At 63.9% G+C, this 21,071-nt stretch carries 18 protein-coding genes; 9 read left to right on the forward strand and 9 right to left on the reverse strand.

Annotation, left to right across the window (positions count from 1 at the left end; all coding sequences use genetic code 11):
- Positions 1-22: 22 nt before the first annotated feature.
- Together GIB19_RS04690 and pap are read right to left on the reverse strand one after the other, a co-directional pair.
- Positions 23-988 (reverse strand): DMT family transporter, encoded by a 966-nt coding sequence (locus GIB19_RS04690; protein ID WP_099428549.1) that lies wholly within the window; start codon positions 986-988, stop codon positions 23-25.
- A 268-nt stretch (positions 989-1,256) separates the two neighbouring features.
- Positions 1,257-2,750, reverse strand: a complete 1,494-nt coding sequence (gene pap / locus GIB19_RS04695) for a polyphosphate:AMP phosphotransferase (protein WP_027595934.1) — start codon at positions 2,748-2,750, stop codon at positions 1,257-1,259.
- 120 nt (positions 2,751-2,870) lie between these two features.
- Here pap and mnmC point away from each other — a divergent pair, with 120 nt between their 5' ends.
- The 5 genes from mnmC to GIB19_RS04720 all read left to right on the forward strand — a co-directional run bounded on the left by mnmC (position 2,871) and on the right by GIB19_RS04720 (position 10,410).
- A complete protein-coding gene (mnmC, locus tag GIB19_RS04700) occupies positions 2,871-4,838 on the forward strand; it encodes a bifunctional tRNA (5-methylaminomethyl-2-thiouridine)(34)-methyltransferase MnmD/FAD-dependent 5-carboxymethylaminomethyl-2-thiouridine(34) oxidoreductase MnmC (RefSeq protein WP_274883945.1) in 1,968 nt (655 codons plus the stop codon).
- Positions 4,839-5,205: 367 nt separating this feature from the next.
- Positions 5,206-6,993: an N-acetylglutaminylglutamine amidotransferase gene (locus GIB19_RS04705; RefSeq protein WP_099453212.1), complete on the forward strand. Its 1,788-nt coding sequence runs from the start codon at positions 5,206-5,208 to the stop codon at positions 6,991-6,993.
- A 3-nt stretch (positions 6,994-6,996) separates the two neighbouring features.
- The gene (gene ngg, locus GIB19_RS04710) at positions 6,997-8,742 is read left to right on the forward strand and encodes an N-acetylglutaminylglutamine synthetase (RefSeq protein WP_085272793.1); all 1,746 of its coding nucleotides are present in this window, start codon (positions 6,997-6,999) and stop codon (positions 8,740-8,742) included.
- Positions 8,743-8,842: 100 nt separating this feature from the next.
- The gene (locus GIB19_RS04715; RefSeq protein ID WP_027595930.1) at positions 8,843-10,027 is read left to right on the forward strand and encodes an osmoprotectant NAGGN system M42 family peptidase; all 1,185 of its coding nucleotides are present in this window, start codon (positions 8,843-8,845) and stop codon (positions 10,025-10,027) included.
- A 155-nt stretch (positions 10,028-10,182) separates the two neighbouring features.
- Positions 10,183-10,410 carry a YheU family protein gene (locus GIB19_RS04720; RefSeq protein ID WP_027595929.1) on the forward strand — a complete coding sequence of 76 codons (228 nt, stop codon included), beginning with the start codon at positions 10,183-10,185 and terminating at the stop codon, positions 10,408-10,410.
- Positions 10,411-10,415: 5 nt separating this feature from the next.
- Here GIB19_RS04720 and csrA read toward each other — a convergent pair whose 3' ends face one another.
- Together csrA and GIB19_RS04730 are read right to left on the reverse strand one after the other, a co-directional pair.
- The gene (gene csrA, locus GIB19_RS04725) at positions 10,416-10,604 is read right to left on the reverse strand and encodes a carbon storage regulator CsrA (protein ID WP_027595928.1); all 189 of its coding nucleotides are present in this window, start codon (positions 10,602-10,604) and stop codon (positions 10,416-10,418) included.
- A gap of 120 nt (positions 10,605-10,724) precedes the next feature.
- On the reverse strand, positions 10,725-11,534 hold the full coding sequence (locus GIB19_RS04730; protein WP_274883956.1) for an SDR family oxidoreductase: 810 nt from the start codon (positions 11,532-11,534) through the stop codon (positions 10,725-10,727).
- 206 nt (positions 11,535-11,740) lie between these two features.
- Between GIB19_RS04730 and GIB19_RS04735 the strand changes: the two genes are divergently transcribed.
- The gene (locus GIB19_RS04735; protein WP_003252624.1) at positions 11,741-11,893 is read left to right on the forward strand and encodes a DUF3309 family protein; all 153 of its coding nucleotides are present in this window, start codon (positions 11,741-11,743) and stop codon (positions 11,891-11,893) included.
- A 67-nt stretch (positions 11,894-11,960) separates the two neighbouring features.
- Here the strand turns inward: GIB19_RS04735 and GIB19_RS04740 are convergent, their stop codons facing one another.
- The 3 genes from GIB19_RS04740 to GIB19_RS04750 form a co-directional block, all read right to left on the reverse strand.
- Positions 11,961-13,625 (reverse strand): cation acetate symporter, encoded by a 1,665-nt coding sequence (locus GIB19_RS04740; protein WP_027595926.1) that lies wholly within the window; start codon positions 13,623-13,625, stop codon positions 11,961-11,963.
- Positions 13,622-13,933: a DUF485 domain-containing protein gene (locus GIB19_RS04745; RefSeq protein ID WP_027595925.1), complete on the reverse strand. Its 312-nt coding sequence runs from the start codon at positions 13,931-13,933 to the stop codon at positions 13,622-13,624. The genes GIB19_RS04740 and GIB19_RS04745 overlap by 4 nt, the downstream gene beginning before the upstream one ends.
- A gap of 444 nt (positions 13,934-14,377) precedes the next feature.
- Complete coding sequence (locus GIB19_RS04750) at positions 14,378-15,238, reverse strand: glycine betaine ABC transporter substrate-binding protein (protein WP_274883968.1); 861 nt, start codon at positions 15,236-15,238, stop codon at positions 14,378-14,380.
- Between the two features lie 196 nt (positions 15,239-15,434).
- Between GIB19_RS04750 and GIB19_RS04755 the strand changes: the two genes are divergently transcribed.
- Entirely contained in the window at positions 15,435-17,000 is a 1,566-nt protein-coding gene (locus GIB19_RS04755) for a glycoside hydrolase family 17 protein (RefSeq protein ID WP_274883969.1), read from the forward strand.
- A 103-nt stretch (positions 17,001-17,103) separates the two neighbouring features.
- On the opposite strand, the gene GIB19_RS04760 is transcribed toward GIB19_RS04755, so the two are convergent.
- A complete protein-coding gene (locus tag GIB19_RS04760; RefSeq protein WP_274883971.1) occupies positions 17,104-17,472 on the reverse strand; it encodes a hypothetical protein in 369 nt (122 codons plus the stop codon).
- 191 nt (positions 17,473-17,663) lie between these two features.
- On the opposite strand from GIB19_RS04760, the gene GIB19_RS04765 reads away from it, so the two are divergent.
- Complete coding sequence (locus GIB19_RS04765; RefSeq protein ID WP_027595921.1) at positions 17,664-18,962, forward strand: serine/threonine protein kinase; 1,299 nt, start codon at positions 17,664-17,666, stop codon at positions 18,960-18,962.
- A gap of 73 nt (positions 18,963-19,035) precedes the next feature.
- Positions 19,036-19,779, forward strand: a complete 744-nt coding sequence (locus tag GIB19_RS04770; RefSeq protein ID WP_374707410.1) for an MlaA family lipoprotein — start codon at positions 19,036-19,038, stop codon at positions 19,777-19,779.
- Between the two features lie 115 nt (positions 19,780-19,894).
- Here the strand turns inward: GIB19_RS04770 and GIB19_RS04775 are convergent, their stop codons facing one another.
- Positions 19,895-21,043, reverse strand: a complete 1,149-nt coding sequence (locus GIB19_RS04775) for a patatin-like phospholipase family protein (protein WP_099428540.1) — start codon at positions 21,041-21,043, stop codon at positions 19,895-19,897.
- Positions 21,044-21,071 lie beyond the last annotated feature (28 nt).

Here is a 21,071-nt window from a genome sequence, read left to right on the forward strand (position 1 = left end):
CAAGGACGGTGATTAGCGCATGCTATTGATGGACCTGCGCCAACCGCGCCTTTCTGGCGCGCCAACCGGCAACCAACGAAGGCCCCAGCGCCACCAGCGCCGACCCCAGCACCACCGTCACCGCCCCCAGATACCCCAGGGCATTGATGTCCTCGGCATGCACATAGTCGGGCCACACCCAGGCCGCCAGCGCCACCGCCACAAAGGTCACCAACGGCGTCAACGCCAGCGTCGCGCTCACCCTTGAGGCCTCCCAGTGCGCCAGTGCCTCGGCAAAGGCGCCATACGCCACCAGGGTATTCAGGCAGCAGGCCAACAGCAGCCAGCCTTGCAGCGGCGTCAGTTGCAACGCTTCCAATGGGTGCACCCAAGGCGTGAGCAGCGCGGCGCAGCTTAGGTAGATCACCATCATCACCTGCTGCGAATGCCATGCCGTCAGCAACTGCTTCTGGCTCAAGGCGTAGAACACCCAGATGCTGGTCGCCAGCAAAATGGTCAGCACGCCAGTGGTGTAGGTGCCGAGTGAGGTCAGCAACTCTTCCAAGCGCTGGTTGAAGAACAGCCCGAAACCGCCGATCAGCACCACCAGGCCCAGCCCCTGCCCCAGGCTGAAGCGCTCCTTGAACACGAACACACTGGCCACCAGCAACAGCACCGGGCCTACCTGCACCACCAGTTGCGCGGTACCAGGGCTAAGCAGCTTGAGGCCGATCAGGTAGAGCACGTAGTTGCCCATCAGGCCAAGCACGGCCACGGCGACCAACCCCTTGCCCTTGGGCCCGAGCTTGCCGAACGAGGGCAACTGGCGCTTGGCCCCCAGCCAGGCGAATAACAGCCCGCCAGACACCAACAGGCGGTACCAGGTGACGGTGATCGGGTCCATCACCTGCAACACCTGCTTGAGCTTGATCGGCAGGATGCCCCACAGCAGCGCGGTCAGAAGTGCCAACAGCAGGCCATAGACCCAGCGTCCGGAAGTGGTGTGCATAAAGCCCTCGATCAAGCCCGTGGTGGGGGTGCTTGGATTCTACGGGCTTGGCGGCTGGCGCGGGGCTAAGTGCCGGGAAAAGAATTCATCAGGTCATTCCACCGCGGCATGGCTGGACGGGCAGTCCGAAAGGGCCGCTGCGCGCCCCATCGCCGGCAAGCCGGCTCCCACAGATACACCGCCTGCTGAGATTCACGCCCCACCTGTGGGAGCCGGCTTGCCGGCGATGGGCTGCACAGCAGCCCCAATGACCAACGGGCACAGGTGGCTATTTTTTGTCCTTGGCAAACGCTGCTTCCAGCGCCTCGTTGATGGTGCGCAATACCTTCACCCGGGCCCAGCGCTTGTCATTGGCCTCGACCAGTGTCCAGGGCGCGATCTCGCTGCTGGTGCGGTCGACCATGTCGCCCACGGCCTCGGTATACAGGTCCCACTTTTCGCGGTTGCGCCAGTCGTCCTCGGTGATTTTGTAGCGTTTGAAGGGGATCTGCTCACGCTCTTCGAAACGCTCCAGCTGGGTCTGCTGGTCGATCGCCAACCAGAACTTGACCACCACCACACCGGCATTCACCAACTGCTCTTCAAAATCGTTGATCTCGCTGTAGGCACGCATCCAGTCGGCCGGGCTGCAGAACCCCTCGACCCGCTCCACCAGCACCCGCCCATACCAGGAGCGGTCGAAGATAGTGAACTTGCCCCGCGCCGGAATATGCCGCCAGAAACGCCACAGGTACGGTTGCGCGCGTTCGTCTTCGCTGGGCGCGGCAATCGGCACGATGCGGTACTGGCGTGGGTCCAGCGCCGCCGCCACGCGGCGGATCGCGCCGCCCTTGCCGGCCGCGTCATTGCCTTCGAACACCGCCACCAGGGCATGCCGGCGCATGTGCTTGTGGCGCAGCAGGCCGGCCAGGCGTGCCTGCTCGGTAACCAGTTGTTCCTGGTAATCCTGCTTGTCCAGGCGCAGGGTCATGTCCAGGGCACCGATCAAGCTGCGCTGGTCAATGCTGCGACCCAACGGCGCGACGTTGCCCTGGTGCTTGCCCTTGGGGTTGTTGGCGAGGGCGGCTTGCAGGCCGTCCAGCAGAATGCGCCCCACCGCCAGGCTGCGGTAGTAAGGGTCGACCCCCTCGACCACGTGCCAGGGCGCGTAGTCACGGCTGGTGCGGCGCAGCACCCGCTCGCCAAAGCGCACGAAACGGTCGTAGGTCTCGGACTGCTGCCAGTCCAGCGGGCTGATGCGCCAACTGTGCAGCGGGTCGTCCTTGAGCGCCTTTAGGCGGGCTTTCATCTGTTTCTTGGACAGGTGGAACCAGAACTTGATGATCAGCGCGCCTTCGTCGCACAGCATCTGCTCCAGGCGTTCGGCACCGGTGATGGCCTGGTCGAGCACGGCGTCCTTGAACACCCCATGCACACGGCCCTGCAGCATCTGGCTGTACCAGTTGCCAAAAAACACGCCCATCCGCCCTTTCGGCGGCAAGGCCCGCCAATAGCGCCAGGCCGGTGGCCGGGCGAGTTCTTCGTCGGTCTGCTGGTCGAAGGTGAGCACATCGATCATGCGCGGGTCCATCCACTCATTGAGCAGCTTGACCGTCTCGCCCTTGCCGGCGCCTTCGATGCCATTGATCAGCACGATCACCGGGAAGCGCGCCTGCTGCTTGAGCTCGTACTGGGCTTCGAGCAGCGCCTCGCGCAGGGCGGGCACTTCGGCGTCGTAGGTCTCCTTGTCGATGCTGTGACCGATTTCAGCGGATTCGAACATGCAGTGGCTCCTTCATTGGATAACCAAGACTAGCGGATTTGTGCTGGGGCTGTGTTCGTGCAACCAGCGTAAAAACCGCAGATGGCATAAAATCCCGCATCCGCTGCAACCGAGCCCACCATGTCCACCCTCCTCCAACATGCCCAGATCGACTGGGACGACCAGGGCCGCCCCCATTCGCGGCAGTACGACGACGTGTACTTCGCCGTCAACGAAGGCATCGAAGAAACCAAACACGTCTTCCTCGGCCAGACCCGCCTGGCCGAGCGTTTCGCCGACCTAACGCCGCACACCTGCCTGGTGATCGGCGAAACCGGTTTCGGCACCGGCATGAATTTTTTCTGCGCCTGGCAGTTATTCGACCAGCACGCCCACGCCGACGCCCGTCTGCATTTCGTCAGTGTCGAAAAATACCCGCTCGGCCACGACGACATGGCCCGGGCAGTGCGCCTGTGGCCAGAGCTGGCGGCCTATACCGAGCCACTGCTTGAGCAGTACGTGGCTGTGCACCCAGGGTTTCAGCAGTTCACCTTCGCCAACGGCCGGGTGACCCTGACCCTGCTGATCGGCGATGTGCTCGAGCAGTTGCCGCAGCTTGATGCACGCATCGACGTGTGGTTCCTCGACGGCTTCGCCCCGGCCAAGAACCCCGACATGTGGACCCCAGAGCTGTTCGCGCAACTGGCGCAGCTGTCACACCCAGGCACCGTACTGGGCACGTTCACCACCACCGGCTGGGTGCGGCGCAGCCTGGTCGAGGCCGGCTTCGCCATGAAGAAGGTGCCGGGCATTGGCAAAAAGTGGGAGGTGATGAGCGGTGCCTACACCGGGCCGACCGCCCTGCGTAAACAGCTGCCCTGGTATGGCCGCCCGCGCCGTGCTGCGGGGCCACGCGAGGCGCTGGTGATCGGTGCCGGGCTGGCGGGCAGTGCCAGTGCCGCGAGCCTGGCCAGGCGTGGCTGGCAGGTCACGGTACTGGAGCGCCATGCGGCGCCTGCTCAGGAAGCCTCCGGCAACCCACAAGGGGTGCTTTACCTCAAGCTGTCTGCCCATGGTACGGCCCTTTCACAGATGATCCTGGCCGGCTTCGGCTACACCCGGCGCCAGCTAGCGCACTTGCAGCGCGGCCGCGACTGGGATGCTTGCGGGGTGCTGCAGTTGGCGTTCGACAGCAAGGAGGCCGAACGCCAGGGCAAACTGGCCGAGGCGTTCGACCACGACCTGCTGCACGCACTTGACCGTGACCAGGCCGAAGCCATCGCCGGGGTGGCATTGCCTGCAGGTGGCCTGTTCTATCCGGAAGGCGGCTGGGTACACCCGCCGGCCTTGTGCCAGGCGCAGTTGCAACACCCCAGGATCCAGCTTCGGGTGCACCATGAGGTGATCGAACTGCGCAAGGTCGATCACCTGTGGCAGGCCTGGGACGGCGAACGCTTGCTGGCCTGCGCGCCGCTGGTGGTGTTGGCCGGTGCTGCAGATGTGCGGCATTTCGCACCCTGCGCACAGCTGCCGCTCAAGCGCATCCGCGGGCAGATCACCCGCCTGCCGGCCACCGACAGCAGCCGCGCCCTGCGTACGGTGGTGTGTGCGGACGGCTATGTGGCGCCGCCGCGCGAGGGCGAACACACCCTGGGCGCCAGCTTCGACTTCCACAGTGACGACCTGGCGCCGACCGTTGCCGAGCACAAGGGCAACCTGGCGCTGCTGGACGATATTTCTGTGGACCTGGCCCAGCGCCTGGACACCGCTGCACTCGACCCTGAGCAGTTGCAGGGCCGGGCGGCGTTTCGCTGCACCAGCCCGGATTACCTGCCAATCGTCGGGCCCATGGCCGACCCGCAGGCGTTTGCCGGAGCCTTCGCCGTACTGGGCAAGGACGCGCGCCAGGTGCCGGAGGTGGAGTGCCCTTGGCTCGATGGGCTGTATGTGAACAGCGGGCATGGGTCGCGGGGGTTGATCACGGCCCCGCTGTCGGGCGAATTGATTGCGGCCTGGGTGTGCGGGGAGCCGCTGCCGGTGCCACGGGCAGTGGCTGAGGCGTGCCATCCGAACCGGTTTGCCTTGCGCAGGTTGGTTCGGGGTAAGTGATAGGGCTGGGGTGCATGGCTGGGGATAGGTTGCGCCGGTGAGATCGAGCGCCGCTTGCGCGACGCTTCGCAGCACAAGGCTGCTCCTACCTCTTTTTCGGGCCAGTCACGCCTGTGAAGGCGGCGCGCGACCGCCTTGTTTGTCCGGCTCGATATCGCGCCATACACCTGTAGGAGCAGCCTTGTGCTGCGAAGCGCCGCGCGTGCGGCGCTCGATCTCACCGGCGCAACAAATGCCAAACCAAACACCCAGCACCCTCCCCCATATAACAGATCGTTCTAAAACTCCTGCAAACCTCACCGGTCAGTTCCTTACGGCGCCCTGATTCTGGGCACCGCCTCCCCAACGGAAAAACCGGTAAGGACTTATGTGCGGATTAGCAGGAGAGTTACGTTTCACCCCCCTCGACCAAGCCCCTCGCCCGGCCGACCTGGCCGCGGTGGAGCGCATCACCCACCATCTGGCGCCTCGCGGCCCGGACGCTTGGGGCTTCCATAGCCAGGGCCCGATCGCCCTCGGCCACCGCCGGCTGAAAATCATGGACTTGTCCGACGGTTCGGCTCAGCCGATGGTCGACAACACCCTCGGCCTGTCGCTGGCCTTCAACGGCGCCATCTACAACTTCCCCGAACTGCGCCAGGAGCTGCAAGACCTGGGCTACACGTTCTGGTCCGATGGCGACACCGAAGTGCTGCTCAAGGGCTACCACGCCTGGGGCGCGGCCTTGCTGCCCAAGCTCAATGGCATGTTCGCCCTGGCCATCTGGGAGCGCGACAACCAGCGCCTGTTCCTGGCCCGCGACCGCCTTGGCGTCAAACCGCTGTACCTGTCGCGCAACGGCGAGCGCCTGCGCTTTGCCTCGACCCTGCCTGCCCTGCTCAAGGGCGGCGACATCGACCCGATGATCGACCCGGTAGCGCTCAACCACTACCTGAACTTCCACGCCGTGGTGCCCGCGCCGCGCACGCTGCTGGCCAACGTGCAAAAACTTGAGCCCGGCACCTGGATGCGCGTCGACCGCCACGGCGAAATCGAACGCCAGACCTGGTGGCAGTTGCAGTACGGCGCCCACCCCGACGAGCGTGAACTGGACCTCGAAGGCTGGACCACCCGCGTGCTCGACGCCACCCGTGATGCCGTGGCGATCCGCCAGCGTGCTGCGGTGGACGTTGGCGTGCTGTTGTCTGGCGGGGTCGATTCCAGCTTGCTGGTCGGCCTGCTGCGTGAAGCCGGTGTGGACGACCTGTCGACCTTCTCCATCGGCTTCGAAGATGCCGGCGGCGAACGCGGCAACGAGTTCGAGTACTCCGACCTGATCGCCCGCCACTACGGCACCCGCCACCACCAGCTGCGCATCGCCGAACATGAAATCATCGACCAGCTGCCGGCCGCCTTCCGCGCCATGAGCGAACCGATGGTCAGCCATGACTGCATTGCCTTCTACCTGCTGTCGCGGGAAGTGGCCAAGCACTGCAAAGGCGTGCAAAGCGGCCAAGGCGCTGACGAACTGTTCGCTGGCTACCACTGGTACCCACAGGTGGATGGCGCCGAGGATGCCTTTGGCGCCTACCGCGACGCGTTCTTCGACCGCAGCCACGCCGAGTACCGTGACACCGTGCAAGCCCCTTGGCTGCTGGAAAGCGATGCCGCCGGCGACTTTGTCCGCGAGCACTTCGCCCGCCCTGGCGCCAGCGACCCGGTCGACAAGGCCCTGCGCCTGGACAGCACAGTGATGCTGGTCGACGACCCGGTCAAGCGGGTCGACAACATGACCATGGCCTGGGGCCTGGAAGCGCGTACGCCGTTCCTCGATTACCGCCTGGTGGAACTGTCGGCACGCATCCCAGCACGCTTCAAGCTGCCCGATGGCGGCAAACAGGTGCTCAAGCAGGCCGCCCGACGGGTCATCCCGCATGAGGTGATCGACCGCAAGAAGGGCTACTTCCCGGTCCCAGGCCTGAAGCACCTGGAAGGCGCAACGCTGGGTTGGGTGCGCGAACTGCTGACCGACCCCAGCCAAGACCGAGGGCTGTTCAACCCGGCCATGCTCGACCGCTTGCTGAGCAACCCGCACGGCCAGTTGACGCCGCTGCGAGGCTCCAAGCTGTGGCAGCTGGCGGCGCTCAACCTGTGGCTGAGCGAACAAGGAATCTGACCGATGAAAGCCCACGAAATCGCCTACGGCCAGCGCCTGCTGCGCGGCCAGGCACCGTCCTACGAGCGTTTGCAGGCGCGCCTGGCCGGCGATGGCAGCGAGCCCCACGACCAGCCACGTGCCGTGCACTGCGGTTGGGGCCGGCTGCTGATCGGCCATACTTACCCAGACCCCGTCTCACTCGCCGAGGAGCTGCTGGACGAGCGCCCTGGCGAGCGCGACATTGCCCTGTACGTGGCCGCGCCGCAGCAGGTACTGGCGCAGGCGCCGCAGCAGTTGTTTCTCGACCCCTCCGACACCCTGCGCCTGTGGTTTACCGACTACCGCCCGGCGCAGCGGGTGTTTCGCGGTTTTCGCGTGCGGCGGGCGCAAAACCTGGGGGACTGGCAGGCGATCAATACCCTTTACCAAGCGCGCGGCATGTTGCCGGTCGACCCTGACCGGCTCACGCCACGTCACCTCGGCGGCCCGGTTTACTGGCTGGCCGAGGATGAAGACAGCGGCGCGGTGATCGGTAGCGTCATGGGCCTTAACCATGCCAAGGCGTTCGATGACCCCGAGCACGGCAGCAGCCTGTGGTGCCTGGCCGTGGACCCGCACTGCACCCGCCCTGGCGTGGGTGAAGTGCTGGTGCGCCACCTGATCGAGCACTTCATGAGCCGCGGCCTGGCCTACCTGGACCTGTCGGTGCTGCATGACAACCGCCAGGCCAAGCGCCTGTACGAGAAACTCGGGTTTCGCAACCTGCCGACCTTCGCCGTCAAGCGCAAGAACGGCATCAACGAACGTCTGTTCCTCGGCCCCGGCCCTGAAGCAGGGCTTAACCCTTATGCACGGATCATTGTCGACGAGGCGCTGCGCCGTGGTATCGAAGTGCAGGTCGAAGACGCCGCAGGCGGGCTGTTCACCTTGAGCCTGGGCGGGCGTCGCATTCGCTGCCGTGAGTCGCTAAGCGACCTGACCAGCGCCGTGACCATGACCCTGTGCCAAGACAAGTGCCTGACCCAGCGAGCACTGAGCAACGCCGGGCTGCGTGTACCAGCGCAGCAACTGGCGGGCAACGCCGACGACAACCTGGCGTTTCTCGACGAGCATGGCGCAGTGGTGGTCAAGCCGGTGGATGGCGAACAAGGCCAAGGGGTAGCGGTGAACCTCACCACCCTTGAAGAGCTCACCCACGCAGTGGCCCACGCCAAGCAGTTCGACAGCCGTGTGCTACTGGAGAGCTTCCATGCCGGCCTTGACCTGCGCATCGTGGTGATCGGCTTTGAAGTGGTGGCAGCTGCCATACGCCACCCAGCCCAGGTAGTGGGTGATGGCAAGCACGACATCCGCGCGCTGATCGAAGCCCAGAGCCGCAGGCGCCAGGCCGCGACCGGCGGTGAAAGCCGCATCCCGCTTGACGATGAAACCGAGCGCACCCTGCGCGCGGCGGGGCTGGGCTATGACGACGTGCTACCTGCCGGCCAACGCCTGGCGGTGCGGCGTACTGCCAACCTGCACACCGGTGGCACCCTTGAGGACGTGACCGAGCGCCTGCACCCCGTGCTGGCCGATGCGGCGGTGCGCGCGGCACGGGCGCTGGAAATTCCGGTGGTGGGGTTGGACTTCATGGTGCGTGATGCCGAGCAGGCGGAGTACGTGATCATCGAGGCCAACGAACGTGCCGGCCTGGCCAATCATGAACCGCAGCCGACGGCTGAGCGGTTTATCGACTTGTTGTTCCCGCATAGCCGGGGATTGGCGTAAATCAATGATGGCCCTTTCGCGGGGCAAGCCCGCCCCCACAGGTTTCAGGTTTACGTGTGGGAGCGGGCTTGCCCCGCGAAGAGGCCAGTAAGGAGTACCCATGTCCGAACACCACCCCGAACCCGATCTCGACTACCTCAAACGCGTCCTGCTGGAGATGCTCGCCATCCCCAGCCCCACCGGCTTCACCGACACCATCGTGCGCTACGTGGCCGAACGCCTGGATGAGTTGGGCATCCCCTTCGAGCTGACCCGCCGTGGCACCATCCGCGCCACCCTCAAAGGCCGGCAAAGCTCACCCGACCGCGCCGTTTCCGCGCACCTGGACACCATCGGCGCCAGCGTGCGTCAGTTGCAGGACAACGGCCGCCTGGCGCTGGCGCCGGTGGGCTGCTGGTCGAGCCGCTTTGCCGAGGGCAGCCGGGTCAGTGTGTTCACCGACACCGGCGTGTTCCGCGGCAGCGTGTTGCCGCTGATGGCCAGCGGGCATGCGTTCAACACCGCCATCGACCAGATGCCTATCAGTTGGGACCACGTCGAAGTGCGCCTGGATGCCTACTGCGCGACCCGCGCCGATTGCGAAGCCTTGGGGGTCTCGATCGGCGATTTCGTCGCCTTCGACCCGTTGCCAGAGTTCACTGAAAGCGGCCACATCAGCGGCCGCCACCTGGACGACAAAGCGGGTGTAGCCGCATTGCTGGCGGCGCTCAAGGCAGTGGTGGAAAGTGGCCGACAGCCGCTGATCGACTGCCACCCGCTGTTCACCATCACCGAAGAAACCGGCTCCGGCGCGGCAGGTGCCCTGCCCTGGGACGTCAGCGAATTCGTCGGCATCGACATTGCCCCGGTAGCGCCAGGCCAGGCCTCCAGCGAGCATGCGGTGAGCGTGGCCATGCAGGACTCTTCGGGGCCTTACGATTACCACCTGTCGCGTCACCTGCTGAAGCTGGCCGGCGACCACGATTTGCCGGTCAGGCGCGACCTGTTCCGTTACTACTTCAGCGATGCCCACTCGGCGGTGACGGCGGGGCATGACATCCGGACCGCGCTGGTGGCGTTTGGCTGCGATGCCACGCACGGTTACGAGCGCACGCATATCGACAGCCTGGCGGCGCTGAGCCGGTTGCTGTCAGCGTATTTGTTGAGCCCACCGGTGTTTGCCAGTGATTCGCAGCCGGCCAATGCCTCGCTCGAGCGCTTCAGCCATCAGCTGGAGCACGATGCGCAGATGGAGAGCGATACGCGGGTGCCGGCGGTGGATAGCCTGGTTGGGAATAAAGGCTGATAGTTTGGGGCTGCTGCGCAGCCCATCGCGACGCAAGGGCGCTCCTACACGGTCCTTGTGGGAGCGGCCTTGCGTCGCGATGGGCCGCACAGCGGCCCCAAATGCGCGAACGTTTCGCGTAGCATGCCCACACTCAACCCCCAGAATCGCCCGCCATGCTAATCCCCTACGACCAACTGCAAGCCGACACCCTGACCCTGCTGATCGAGGACTTCGTCACCCGCGACGGCACCGACAACGGCGACGACACCCCCCTCGAAACCCGCGTGTTGCGGGTGCGCCAGGCATTGGCCAAGGGCCAGGCGTTCATCCTGTTCGACCCGGAAAGCCAGCAATGCCAGCTCCTGGCCAAACATGATGTGCCACGCGAGCTGCTCGACTGACGCCCTCACGCGCCACGCCCCTTGCGCACCTCCCCCTCCTTGATGCGCTTGTACACCTCGGCGCGGTGCACCGGCACCTCGCGGGGCGCACTCACCCCAAAACGCACCATCCCGTCCCGCGTCTCGACCACCATGATGCGGATGTCATCGCCAATGGTGATGACTTCGCCTACTTCGCGCCCTATTACCAGCATGATCCGATCCTCCAGCGTAAGGGAAAACCGGAGCGTGCCTCGGGTACTTAAGGCTACTCAATAGTTCCAGGGCAATTCAGAAGCAACCTACATCCATGGGTAATTTGCCCTACAGACAGATCATCGCACAGGCGCCTTGGCACGCATTTTCACCGCCATGTCGGCCATCTCGTCATACAGCCGCTCAGGTGCCTCGCGCTTGAGCTGCCACGCCAGGCGCCCGGCCTCGTGGGGCAAGATCAGAAACTCGCCGGCAGCCACTTGCCGGTGGATGTACTCGGCGATATCGACCGCGCTGATCGGCGAGCCCTCCAGCAGCTTGCCCACCTGTGCCTTCATGGCCGGGTTGGGGCCACGGAACGAATCCAGCAGGTTGGTCTGGAAGAACGAAGGGCACACCACGTGCACCGCCACCTGCACTTGGCGCAATTCCACCAGCAGGCTTTCCGACAGGGCCAGCACACCGGCCTTGGCGACGTTGTAGTTGCTCATGCCCGGGCCCTGCATCAGCGCGGCCATCGAGGCGATGTTGATGATCCGCCCTTGGCTGCGCTCCAGCAGCGGGAGGAAGGCCTTGCAGCCCTTGACCACGCCCATGAGGTTGACCGCGATTTGCCAGTCCCAGTCCTCAAGCGACAACTCGGCGAAGAAGCCGCCCGAGGCGACGCCGGCGTTGTTGACGATTACATCAATGCCGCCAAAACGCTCTTCGCAGGCCTGGGCCAGCGCCGTGAGCTGGCTGTAGTCGCGCACGTCACAGCGCTGGATAAACCCGTCGCCACCGGCTTCCCGGGCCAGTTCCAGCGTTTCGCGCAGGCCGGCCTCGTTGACATCGGCCAACGCCAGGCGCCAGCCCTCGCGTGCCCAGCGCAGGGCGATCTCGCGGCCGAGGCCGGACCCGGCGCCGGTGATCATGATGCGGTTTTGCATGGTGGCAGGCCTTGTGCTGATGGGGTGTCAGGCGAGTCTAATCAAGGCATTGCCGAGAGGGAGGGTTCATCAGGGTAGTGAATGAAAGGGCATGACCAAGCGGTCAGTACCGAACAAATGGAATCTTTAGCCAAGCGCACCGGTCCGATTTAACAAGAGGCCAGCAGTCCGAGGCCCTTGACCCCTAACCACGCAAGGACTCCGCCATGACCACGATCCTCATCATCATCCTGATCCTGCTGCTGATTGGTGGCTTACCCGTCTTCCCACACTCGCGCAGCTGGGGCTATGGCCCTTCCGGCATTATCGGCGTGGTGTTGGTGATTCTGCTGGTGCTGTTGCTGCTAGGCATGATCTAGCCGGCCAAGCATGAAAAAACCGCGATACGGGCATCACCCGTATCGCGGTTTTTTTAGGCCTCAGCGGTCAGTGCGAAACCGCACCGGAAGCGCCCAGGCCGGTTTGCGAACGTACAAACTGCGGGAAGAACAGTGCACGTTCGTTCTCAGCCGCCTTGGACTTGTCGGTGACCGAGAAGAACCAGATACCGACGAAGGCAATCAGCATCGAGAACAGCGCCGGGTACTCGTACGGGTAGATCGCCTTCTCGTGGCCGAGGATCTGTACCCAGATGGTTGGGCCAAGGATCATCAGGCCCACTGCACTCACCAGGCCCAGCCAGCCGCCGATCATGGCGCCGCGGGTGGTCAGTTTCTTCCAGTACATCGAAAGCAGCAGTACCGGGAAGTTGCAGCTGGCAGCAATCGAGAACGCCAGGCCCACCATGAAGGCGATGTTCTGCTTCTCGAACAGGATGCCCAGGCCGATCGCCAGCACGCCGAGGGCGATGGTGGTGATCTTCGACACGCGGATCTCGTCCTTGTCGTTGGCCTTGCCCTTGCGCCATACGCTGGCGTACAGGTCGTGGGACACCGCCGAGGCACCGGCCAGGGTCAGGCCAGCAACCACCGCCAGGATGGTGGCGAAGGCCACCGCCGAGATGAAGCCCAGGAACACGCTGCCACCCACGGCATTGGCCAGGTGCACCGCGGCCATGTTGTTACCGCCCAGCAAGGCGCCTGCGGCGTCCTTGAAGTCCGGGTTGGTGCTGACCAGCAGGATCGCGCCAAAGCCGATGATGAAGGTGAGGATGTAGAAGTAGCCGATGAAGCCGGTGGCGTAGAGCACGCTCTTGCGCGCTTCCTTGGCGTCACTGACGGTGAAGAAGCGCATCAGGATGTGCGGCAGGCCAGCGGTACCGAACATCAGCGCCAGGCCCAGGGAGAACGCCGAGATCGGGTCCTTGACCAGGCCGCCAGGGCTCATGATCGCCTCGCCTTTGGCGTGCACCTTGATAGCTTCGGAGAACAGGGTGTTGAAGTCGAAGTTGACGTGTTTCATCACCATCAGTGCCATGAAGCTGGCACCGGACAGCAGCAGCACGGCCTTGATGATCTGTACCCAGGTGGTGGCCAACATGCCGCCGAACAGTACGTACAGGCACATCAGGATACCGACCAGAATCACCGCCACGTGGTAGTCGAGGCCAAACAGCAGCTCGATCAACTTACCGGCGCCGACCATCTGCGCGATCAGGTAGAACGCCACCACCACCAGCGAACCGGAGGCCGACAGGGTACGGATTTCTTTCTGCCCGAGGCGGTACGAGGCCACGTCGGCGAAGGTGTACTTGCCCAGGTTGCGCAGGCGCTCGGCGATCAGGAAGAGGATGATCGGCCAGCCGACCAAAAAGCCGATGGAGTAGATCAGGCCGTCGTAACCCGAGGTGAACACCAGGGCGGAAATTCCCAGGAACGAGGCCGCCGACATGTAGTCACCGGCAATTGCCAGGCCGTTCTGGAAGCCCGTGATCTTGCCGCCGGCTGCGTAGTAGTCCGCCGCCGATTTGTTGCGTTTGGAGGCCCAGTAGGTAATCCCGAGGGTGAAGGCGACGAAGGCCACGAACATGGCGATCGCCGACACGTTCAGCGGCTGTTTCTGCACCTCGCCGGTCAGGGCATCGGCGGCCCACACGGCGGGTGCGAAAACGCCGCAGGCCAGAACGGCCAGGGCTTTGGCGTGGCGAATCATTGTTGCGCCTCCTTCAGGATGGCCTTGTTCAGCTCATCGAACTCACCGTTGGCACGGCGCACGTAGATGGCGGTCAGGACAAATGCCGAAACGATCAGGCCGACGCCCAGGGGGATGCCCCAGGTAATCGACGACTCTGGGCTGAGCTTGGCGCCCAGTACATGAGGACCGTAGGCGATCAGGAGGATGAAGGCGCAGTAGAGACCGAGCATGATCGCCGAGAGAATCCAGGCGAACCGTTCGCGTTTTGTAACCAGCTCCTTGAAGCGCGGGCTGTTTTGTATCGAGAGGTAAATGCTGTCGTTCATTGTTTTTGTCCTAGCAGCACAGATAGGGGATGAAACCCACACCCTCACTTTATGCTGCCGTTGGACGCCAACCAGACGACCTTAGTCTTAGATGCAACAGTGTTTTACAGAATTGGTAAGAAATCACTGATTGGGTCAGGGCTATAAGGTGCTTGCCTTGAACTTTGCAGAGGGGTGTCAATCGAGCGCCGCCCGCGCGGCGCATCGCGAGCAACGCTCGCTCCTACGTTTGTTTCGGGCCAATTATTCCTGGGGTAAATGTGCGCGACCGCCTTGGCGCACGGCGCGATATCGCGTCGAACAAACAAGGCGGTCGCGCGCCTGTCACAGGCGGTATTGGCCAAAAACAAACGTAGGAGCGAGCGTTGCTCGCGATGCGCCGCGCGGGCGGCGCTCGATCTCACCGGCAATGAACAAATAACGGCAAACGCCCAGTATCAGCGGTTACTTACCGGTCCACTCTTTGACCCGGTCCGGGTGTTTGGCCACCCAGTCCTTGGCCGCCGCTTCAGGCTTGGCGCCTTCCTGGATCGCCAGCATCACTTCGCCGATCTCGTCCTTGGACTGCCAGCTGAACTTCTTGAGGAACTCCGCCACTTCCGGCGCCTTGGTCGCCAGTTCCTTGCTGCCGATGCTGTTGACGGTTTCGGCAGCGCCATACACGCCTTTCGGGTCTTCGAGGAACTTGAGCTTCCACTTGGCGAACATCCAGTGCGGCACCCAACCGGTCACGGCAATCGACTGCTGCTTGGCATAGGCACGGCCCAGTTCGGCGGTCATCGCAGCGCCGGAACTGGCCTGCAGTTTGTAACCTGTCAGGTCGTAGTCTTTGATGGCCTGGTCAGTCTTGAGCATTACCCCGGAGCCGGCGTCGATGCCGACGATCTTCTGCTTGAAGCTGCTGTCGGTCTTGAGGTCGGCGATGCTCAACGCCTTCACGTATTCAGGGACGATCAGGCCGATTTTGGCATCCTTGAAGTTGGCACCGTAGTCGACCACGTTGTCTTTGTTCTTGGTCCAGTACTCACCGTGGGTCACGGGTAACCAGGCCGACAACATCGCATCGAGCTTGCCGGTCGCCACGCCCTGCCACATGATGCCTGTGGCCACGGCTTGCAACTTCACGTCGTAGCCGAGCTTCTGCTTGATCACTTCGGCGGCCACGTTGGTGGTCGCCACGCTGTCGGCCCAACCATCCACGTAACCAATGCTTACTTCTTTGGCCATTGCCTGTGCAGCGCTCATGGCCATTACCAGGGCGGTGCCCACACCCAGGAAACGTCGCATCTTGTTCAAAGTTGCCATCAAAGCATCCCCTCGTCAGGTCTCGGAGATTGCATCATCTTCCTGCAACAACTTGTGACCTGCTCCCTGTACGACATGTAACCAACCATAGGCGACAGCACTGTGCCATTAGCGCCATGGGCTCACGCCAGTCTGCGCGATCCTTGCATGCCAAAGGTTTGGCGCCGGGCTACTATCTACCCTTTTGCGCCTGACGATGGACCGCCCGATGCCCAGCCCCACCCGCCTGCACCTGCCGTTGTACCTGCTAGCCTGCCTGCTTGCCCTGATCGGGCTGGCAACGCTCTGGTACGGGCTCGGCAAGCCGGTGCACCTGCCCGATGCGGCCAGCCCCACGCACAAACTGCAGTGCGCCTCGTACACCCCGTTCGACAAGGACCAGTCGCCGTTCGACCAGCCGTTTCGCCTGCGCCCGGCGCGCATGGATGCCGACCTGGCCTTGCTGGCCGAGCGTTTTCAGTGCATCCGTACCTATTCGATGACCGGCCTTGAGGCGATACCGCAGCTTGCGCGCAAACATGGCTTGAAGGTGATGCTCGGTGCCTGGGTCAACGCCAACCCGGTGGACACCGAGAAGGAAGTGGACCTGCTGATCGCCGCCGCCAACGCCAACCCCGATGTCGTCAGCGCGGTGATCGTCGGCAACGAGGCGCTGCTGCGCAAGGAAGTCACCGGCACGCGCCTTGCCGAACTGATCGCCAAGGTCAAGCGCCAGGTCAAGGTGCCGGTGACCTACGCCGACGTCTGGGAATTCTGGCTACAGCACCCTCAGGTGGCCCCGGAGGTGGACTTTTTGACCATCCATTTGCTGCCTTACTGGGAGGATGACCCGCGCGGCATCGACGATGCCTTGGCCCATGTCGCCGATGTGCGCCGTGAGTTCGGGACGCGCTTTGCGCCCAAGGACATCCTGATCGGCGAGACCGGCTGGCCCAGCGAAGGCCGCCAACGGGAAACCGCCGTGCCCAGCCGGGCCAACGAGGCGCGCTTTATCCGTGGCTTTGTGGCGATGGCCGAAAGCAATGGCTGGCGGTACAACCTGATCGAGGCCTTCGACCAGCCGTGGAAGCGCGCCAGCGAAGGCGCCGTGGGCGGCTACTGGGGGCTTTACGATGCCGACCGGCAGGACAAAGGCGTGCTCGAAGGGCCCGTCAGCAACCTGCACTACTGGCCACAGTGGCTGCTGGCCAGCGCGGTGTTGATGCTGGTCATGCTGTTGGTGGCTGGGCAGCCCGCTACCCCCATGGCGGCCCTGCTGTTGCCGCTGCTGGCCGCGTTTGGCGCGGGTTGCCTGGGGCTGTGGGGCGAGCTGATGCGCAGCCACGCACGCTTTGCTGGGGAGTGGCTGTGGGCCGGGCTGCTGGCGGCGCTCAACCTGCTGGTGCTGGCCCACGCCGCCCTGGCCTTGGCCCGCCGCGAGGGCTGGCGTGAGCGTGTTTTTGCCTGGCTTGAGGCCCGCGCTGGCTGGCTGTTGCTTGCAGCGGGCTTTGCGGCGGCAGTGAGCATGCTGGCGCTGGTGTTCGACCCGCGTTACCGCAGTTTCCCTACAGCTGCACTGGCGTTGCCGGCAGTGGTTTACCTAGTGCGGCCAGTGCTGGCGCGGCGGGCCGAGGTGGCATTGCTGGCGTTTATCGTGGGGGCGGGGGTGGCGCCACAGTTGTTTCTGGAAGGGCTGGAGAATCAGCAGGCCTGGGGGTGGGCGGTGGTGAGCGTGTTGATGGCCGCGGCGTTGTGGCGGAGCCTAAGGCTGCGTGCAGGTTGATAGGGTCCGCTGTGCGGCCCATCGCAGGCAAGCCAGCTCCTACAGGTACAGCGCAGACCTGTAGGAGCTGGCTTGCCTGCGATGGGCCGCACAGCGGACCCTATCAGCCGCGACGCGGTTGCCGCACCAGCCGCAACCCGGCCAGCACCACGGCAAACACCGCAATACTGGCGGTATACAGCACCAGCGCCGGTATCGCGAACACCAACGCCAAACCTGCCAGCCACCACCCAACCCGACCCGCAACCACCTGCGCCACCAGCGCCAGGCCAAGCCCACTCCAGGCGATGACCTGAAAATGAATACCCAGCCCCAGCAGCGAGCGCACCTGGCATTGCCAGAACGCCTCGGGCGCCGCACACAGACCCACCCACTGCGCGTCTTCCATCAACCCATAACGCACGCCATAGCTGGCGGCCAGCCACGCAGGCAGAAATAACAGCAAGGCAATGATCGGTAGCGAACGAGACATCCAGTTCTCCAATAGCGGAAATCGAAATCGTGCATGATCGCCCAAGGCCGGTTGTAAGGCAAAATCACCTTCCTGCAGCTATGTTGCAGATAACAAGCACACCAAAGACCACCGCACTTGGCAACTTTGCCCATACTGCCGTGGTCCTAGCCTGCACACCGCAACACCTTGTATTTCTTTTTGGGGGTTACATGCATCGATCTTTGCGCCTCGCTGCCCTGCTCGGCGGCCTGCTCATGGCTGTGGCCGCTTCGGCGCGGGATATCGACGCCGCGAGCTATGGCTACCCCTTGACCAACCCGTTCGAGGCGACCATCGCCACCACGCCGCCGGAGCAACGCCCAACCTTGCCCAGCGATGAGGACATCGACCAGGACGACTACAGCCTCAACCTGCGACCCGAGCGTGAGTTCACCCTGCCCGACAACTTCTGGTCGGTAAAAAAGCTCAAGTACCGCCTGGCCCGTCAGGACCACAAGGCGCCGCTGATTTTCCTGATCGCTGGCACCGGTGCCCCTTATTCCAGCAGCATCAACGAATACCTGAAAAAGCTGTACTACCAAGCCGGCTACCACGTGGTGCAACTGTCCTCGCCCACCAGCTACGACTTCATGAGTGCGGCGTCGCGCTTCGCCACCCCGGGTATCAGCCAGGATGACGCTGAAGACATGTACCGGGTGATGCAGGCCGTGCGCGCCCAGCACCCGCGTTTGCCGATCAGCGAGTTCTACCTCACCGGCTACAGCCTCGGCGCGCTGGACGCGGCGTTCGTCAGCCACCTGGACGAGACCCGGCGCAGCTTCAACTTCAAGCGTGTGCTGCTGCTCAACCCGCCGGTCAACCTGTACACCTCGATCAACAACCTCGACAAACTGGTGCAAACCCAGGTCAAAGGCATCGACCGCAGCACCACGTTCTACGAGCTGATGCTCACCAAGCTGACCCGTTACTTCCAGGACAAGGGCTATATCGACCTCAACGAAGCCCTGCTGTACGACTTCCAGCAGTCGCGCCAGCACCTGTCCAACGAGCAGATGGCCATGCTGATCGGCACCTCGTTCCGCTTCTCGGCAGCCGATATCGCCTTTACCTCCGACCTGATCAACCGCCGCGGGCTGATCATTCCGCCGAAGTTCCCGATCACCGAGGGCAGCAGCCTCACGCCGTTCTTCAAGCGTGCCCTGCAGTGCGACTTCGACTGCTACATGACCGAGCAGGTGATCCCGATGTGGCGCGCCCGCACCGATGGCAACAGCATCCTGCAGTTGGTTAACCAGGTCAGCCTGTATGCGCTGGAAGACTACCTGCGCGACAGCCCGAAAATTGCCGTGATGCACAACGCCGACGACGTCATCCTCGGCCCAGGCGATATCGGCTTCTTGCGCAAGGTGTTCGGTGACCGCCTGACCCTTTACCCCCATGGCGGCCATTGCGGCAACCTCAACTACCGCGTCAACAGCGACGCCATGCTGGAGTTCTTCCGTGGTTAACAAACTCCTCTTCGCCACTGCCCTGCTCGTCGCTGGCAACGCCCTGGCCGCGGAGGTCGCACCGCGCGCCAGCGTGGTCGAGGCCGACCCGCAGGTTACCGCCGCGCCGCTGCCACCGGAGGCCGATGGTTTCATCGACCCGTTGCGCGCATTGAAATTCAACCCAGGCCTGGACCAGCGCGAGTTCGAACGCTCCACCCTGGAGGCGCTGAACGTCTACGACCCACTGGAATCAATCAACCGGCGCATCTACCACTTCAACTACCGCCTCGACCAATGGGTGCTGCTGCCCGTGGTGAGCGGCTATCAGTATGTAACACCGCGTTTCGTGCGCACCGGGGTGAGCAACTTCTTCAACAACCTCGGCGATGTGCCGAACCTGTTCAACAGTGTGTTGCAACTGAAAGCCAAGCGCTCGGCGGAAATCACCGCACGGTTGATGTTCAACACGCTGATCGGGGTTGGTGGGCTGTGGGACCCGGCGACCAAGATGGGCCTGCCGCGCCAGAGTGAAGACTTTGGCCAGACCCTGGGCTTTTATGGTGTGCCGGACGGGCCGTACCTGATGCTGCCGGTGCTGGGCCCCTCGAACCTGCGCGATACCACCGGGCTGGTGGTGGACTATGCGGGCGAGCAGGCGGTCAACTTCCTCAATGTGCCGGAAACCAGTACCGATCACCCGGAAATCTTTGCCCTGCAGGTGGTGGACAAGCGCTATACCACCAAATTCCGCTATGGCCAGCTCAACTCGCCGTTCGAGTATGAGAAGGTTCGATATGTGTATACCCAGGCGCGCAAGCTGCAGATTGCTGAGTAAATAGCTACTGGCCTCTTCGCGGGCAAGCCCGCTCCTACAGGTACCCCACTGCGCTCAGGCCAGTGATACCCCTGTGGGAGCGGGCTTGCCCGCGAAGAGGCCAGCACTGCTTGCATCAAATCCCCAGAAACTGCTCCAGTTCGCGCCGCTTGACCAACGCATCCCTGCGCCCCAGCTCGATCAGCTCACTGCAATAACTCGCCTCGAACAGCAAATAACTCAGCACCCCCGCCCCACTGGTCCGCGTCGCCCCCGGCCCACGCAAGAACAGCCGCAACGCCGCCGGCAATTCACGCCGGTGCCGCGCAGCGATTTCGTCCAGCGGCTGGCTGGGCGCCACCACCAATACTTCCACCGGCGCCAGCCCCAGGCGCCGTGCATCCAGGTGGGCAGGCAGCAAGTGGCTAAGGTGGTTGAGCCGCTGCAGCAGTTCGATGTCGTCTTCCAGGCTGTCAATGAAGGTGCTGTTGAGCATGTGCCCACCAATCTGCGCCAAGCTCGGCTGCTGGCCACTGAACACTCGCTGGGTGGGCCGCGGCGGCGATGGCCGCTGAGGGTTGCCGCTAACCCCGACCACCAGCACCCGGCTGGCCCCCAAGTGCAACGCCGGGCTGATCGGTGCCGACTGGCGCACCGCGCCGTCACCGTAGTACTCGTCGCCCAGCCTGACCGGCGCGAACAACAGCGGGATTGCCGCACTGGCCAGCAAGTGGTCGATGGTCAACGGCGTGGGTACGCCTATGCGGCGGTGGCGCAACCACGCCTCGATGGTGCCGCGGCCCTGGTAGAAGGTCACCGCCTGCCCCGACTCGTAGCCGAATGCAGTCACCGCCACGGCGCGCAGTTGTTCGGTGGCCAGGGCGTGGCCGATGCCGTCCAGGTCCAGGTGCGCTTGCAGCAGGCCGCGCAAGGGGCTGCTGTCGAGCAGCGCCACCGGCGCATGGCCACCCAGGCCCAGCAGGCTATGGCTGACGAAGCGGCTGGCCTGGCGGATTACCCCCGGCCAGTCGCTGCGCAGCACCAGGTGGCTGCGAAAGTTTTGCCAGAAGGCGGTGAGGTTGCGCACGGTTTCGGTGAAGCGGGTAGCGCCGCTGGCGAGGGTGACCGCATTGATGGCGCCAGCCGACGTGCCGACGATGACCGGGAAGGGGTTGGGCGCGGCCGGGGGTAGCAGTTCAGCGATGCCGGCCAATACGCCGACCTGATAAGCGGCACGGGCGCCGCCGCCAGAGAGGATCAGACCGGTTACCGGAGGTGGGGCCATGGCATCCTTCCTGTAGGAGCAGCCTTGT

The organism is Pseudomonas sp. ITEM 17296, from assembly GCF_028895205.1.
Lineage (GTDB): Bacteria > Pseudomonadota > Gammaproteobacteria > Pseudomonadales > Pseudomonadaceae > Aquipseudomonas > Aquipseudomonas kermanshahensis.

What these genes read in the sequence shown, in the direction of transcription:
- GIB19_RS04760 (WP_274883971.1), bottom strand. Translation starts at nt 17,472, where the DNA reads ATGTCTCGTTCGCTACCGATCATTGCCTTGCTGTTATTTCTGCCTGCG.
- GIB19_RS04735 (WP_003252624.1), top strand. Translation starts at nt 11,741, where the DNA reads ATGACCACGATCCTCATCATCATCCTGATCCTGCTGCTGATTGGTGGC.
- GIB19_RS04730 (WP_274883956.1), bottom strand. Translation starts at nt 11,534, where the DNA reads ATGCAAAACCGCATCATGATCACCGGCGCCGGGTCCGGCCTCGGCCGC.
- GIB19_RS04720 (WP_027595929.1), top strand. Translation starts at nt 10,183, where the DNA reads ATGCTAATCCCCTACGACCAACTGCAAGCCGACACCCTGACCCTGCTG.
- ngg (WP_085272793.1), top strand. Translation starts at nt 6,997, where the DNA reads ATGAAAGCCCACGAAATCGCCTACGGCCAGCGCCTGCTGCGCGGCCAG.
- GIB19_RS04755 (WP_274883969.1), top strand. Translation starts at nt 15,435, where the DNA reads ATGGACCGCCCGATGCCCAGCCCCACCCGCCTGCACCTGCCGTTGTAC.
- GIB19_RS04705 (WP_099453212.1), top strand. Translation starts at nt 5,206, where the DNA reads ATGTGCGGATTAGCAGGAGAGTTACGTTTCACCCCCCTCGACCAAGCC.
- GIB19_RS04740 (WP_027595926.1), bottom strand. Translation starts at nt 13,625, where the DNA reads ATGATTCGCCACGCCAAAGCCCTGGCCGTTCTGGCCTGCGGCGTTTTC.
- GIB19_RS04745 (WP_027595925.1), bottom strand. Translation starts at nt 13,933, where the DNA reads ATGAACGACAGCATTTACCTCTCGATACAAAACAGCCCGCGCTTCAAG.
- GIB19_RS04775 (WP_099428540.1), bottom strand. Translation starts at nt 21,043, where the DNA reads ATGGCCCCACCTCCGGTAACCGGTCTGATCCTCTCTGGCGGCGGCGCC.
- GIB19_RS04765 (WP_027595921.1), top strand. Translation starts at nt 17,664, where the DNA reads ATGCATCGATCTTTGCGCCTCGCTGCCCTGCTCGGCGGCCTGCTCATG.
- GIB19_RS04715 (WP_027595930.1), top strand. Translation starts at nt 8,843, where the DNA reads ATGTCCGAACACCACCCCGAACCCGATCTCGACTACCTCAAACGCGTC.
- GIB19_RS04750 (WP_274883968.1), bottom strand. Translation starts at nt 15,238, where the DNA reads ATGGCAACTTTGAACAAGATGCGACGTTTCCTGGGTGTGGGCACCGCC.
- mnmC (WP_274883945.1), top strand. Translation starts at nt 2,871, where the DNA reads ATGTCCACCCTCCTCCAACATGCCCAGATCGACTGGGACGACCAGGGC.
- pap (WP_027595934.1), bottom strand. Translation starts at nt 2,750, where the DNA reads ATGTTCGAATCCGCTGAAATCGGTCACAGCATCGACAAGGAGACCTAC.
- GIB19_RS04690 (WP_099428549.1), bottom strand. Translation starts at nt 988, where the DNA reads ATGCACACCACTTCCGGACGCTGGGTCTATGGCCTGCTGTTGGCACTT.
- csrA (WP_027595928.1), bottom strand. Translation starts at nt 10,604, where the DNA reads ATGCTGGTAATAGGGCGCGAAGTAGGCGAAGTCATCACCATTGGCGAT.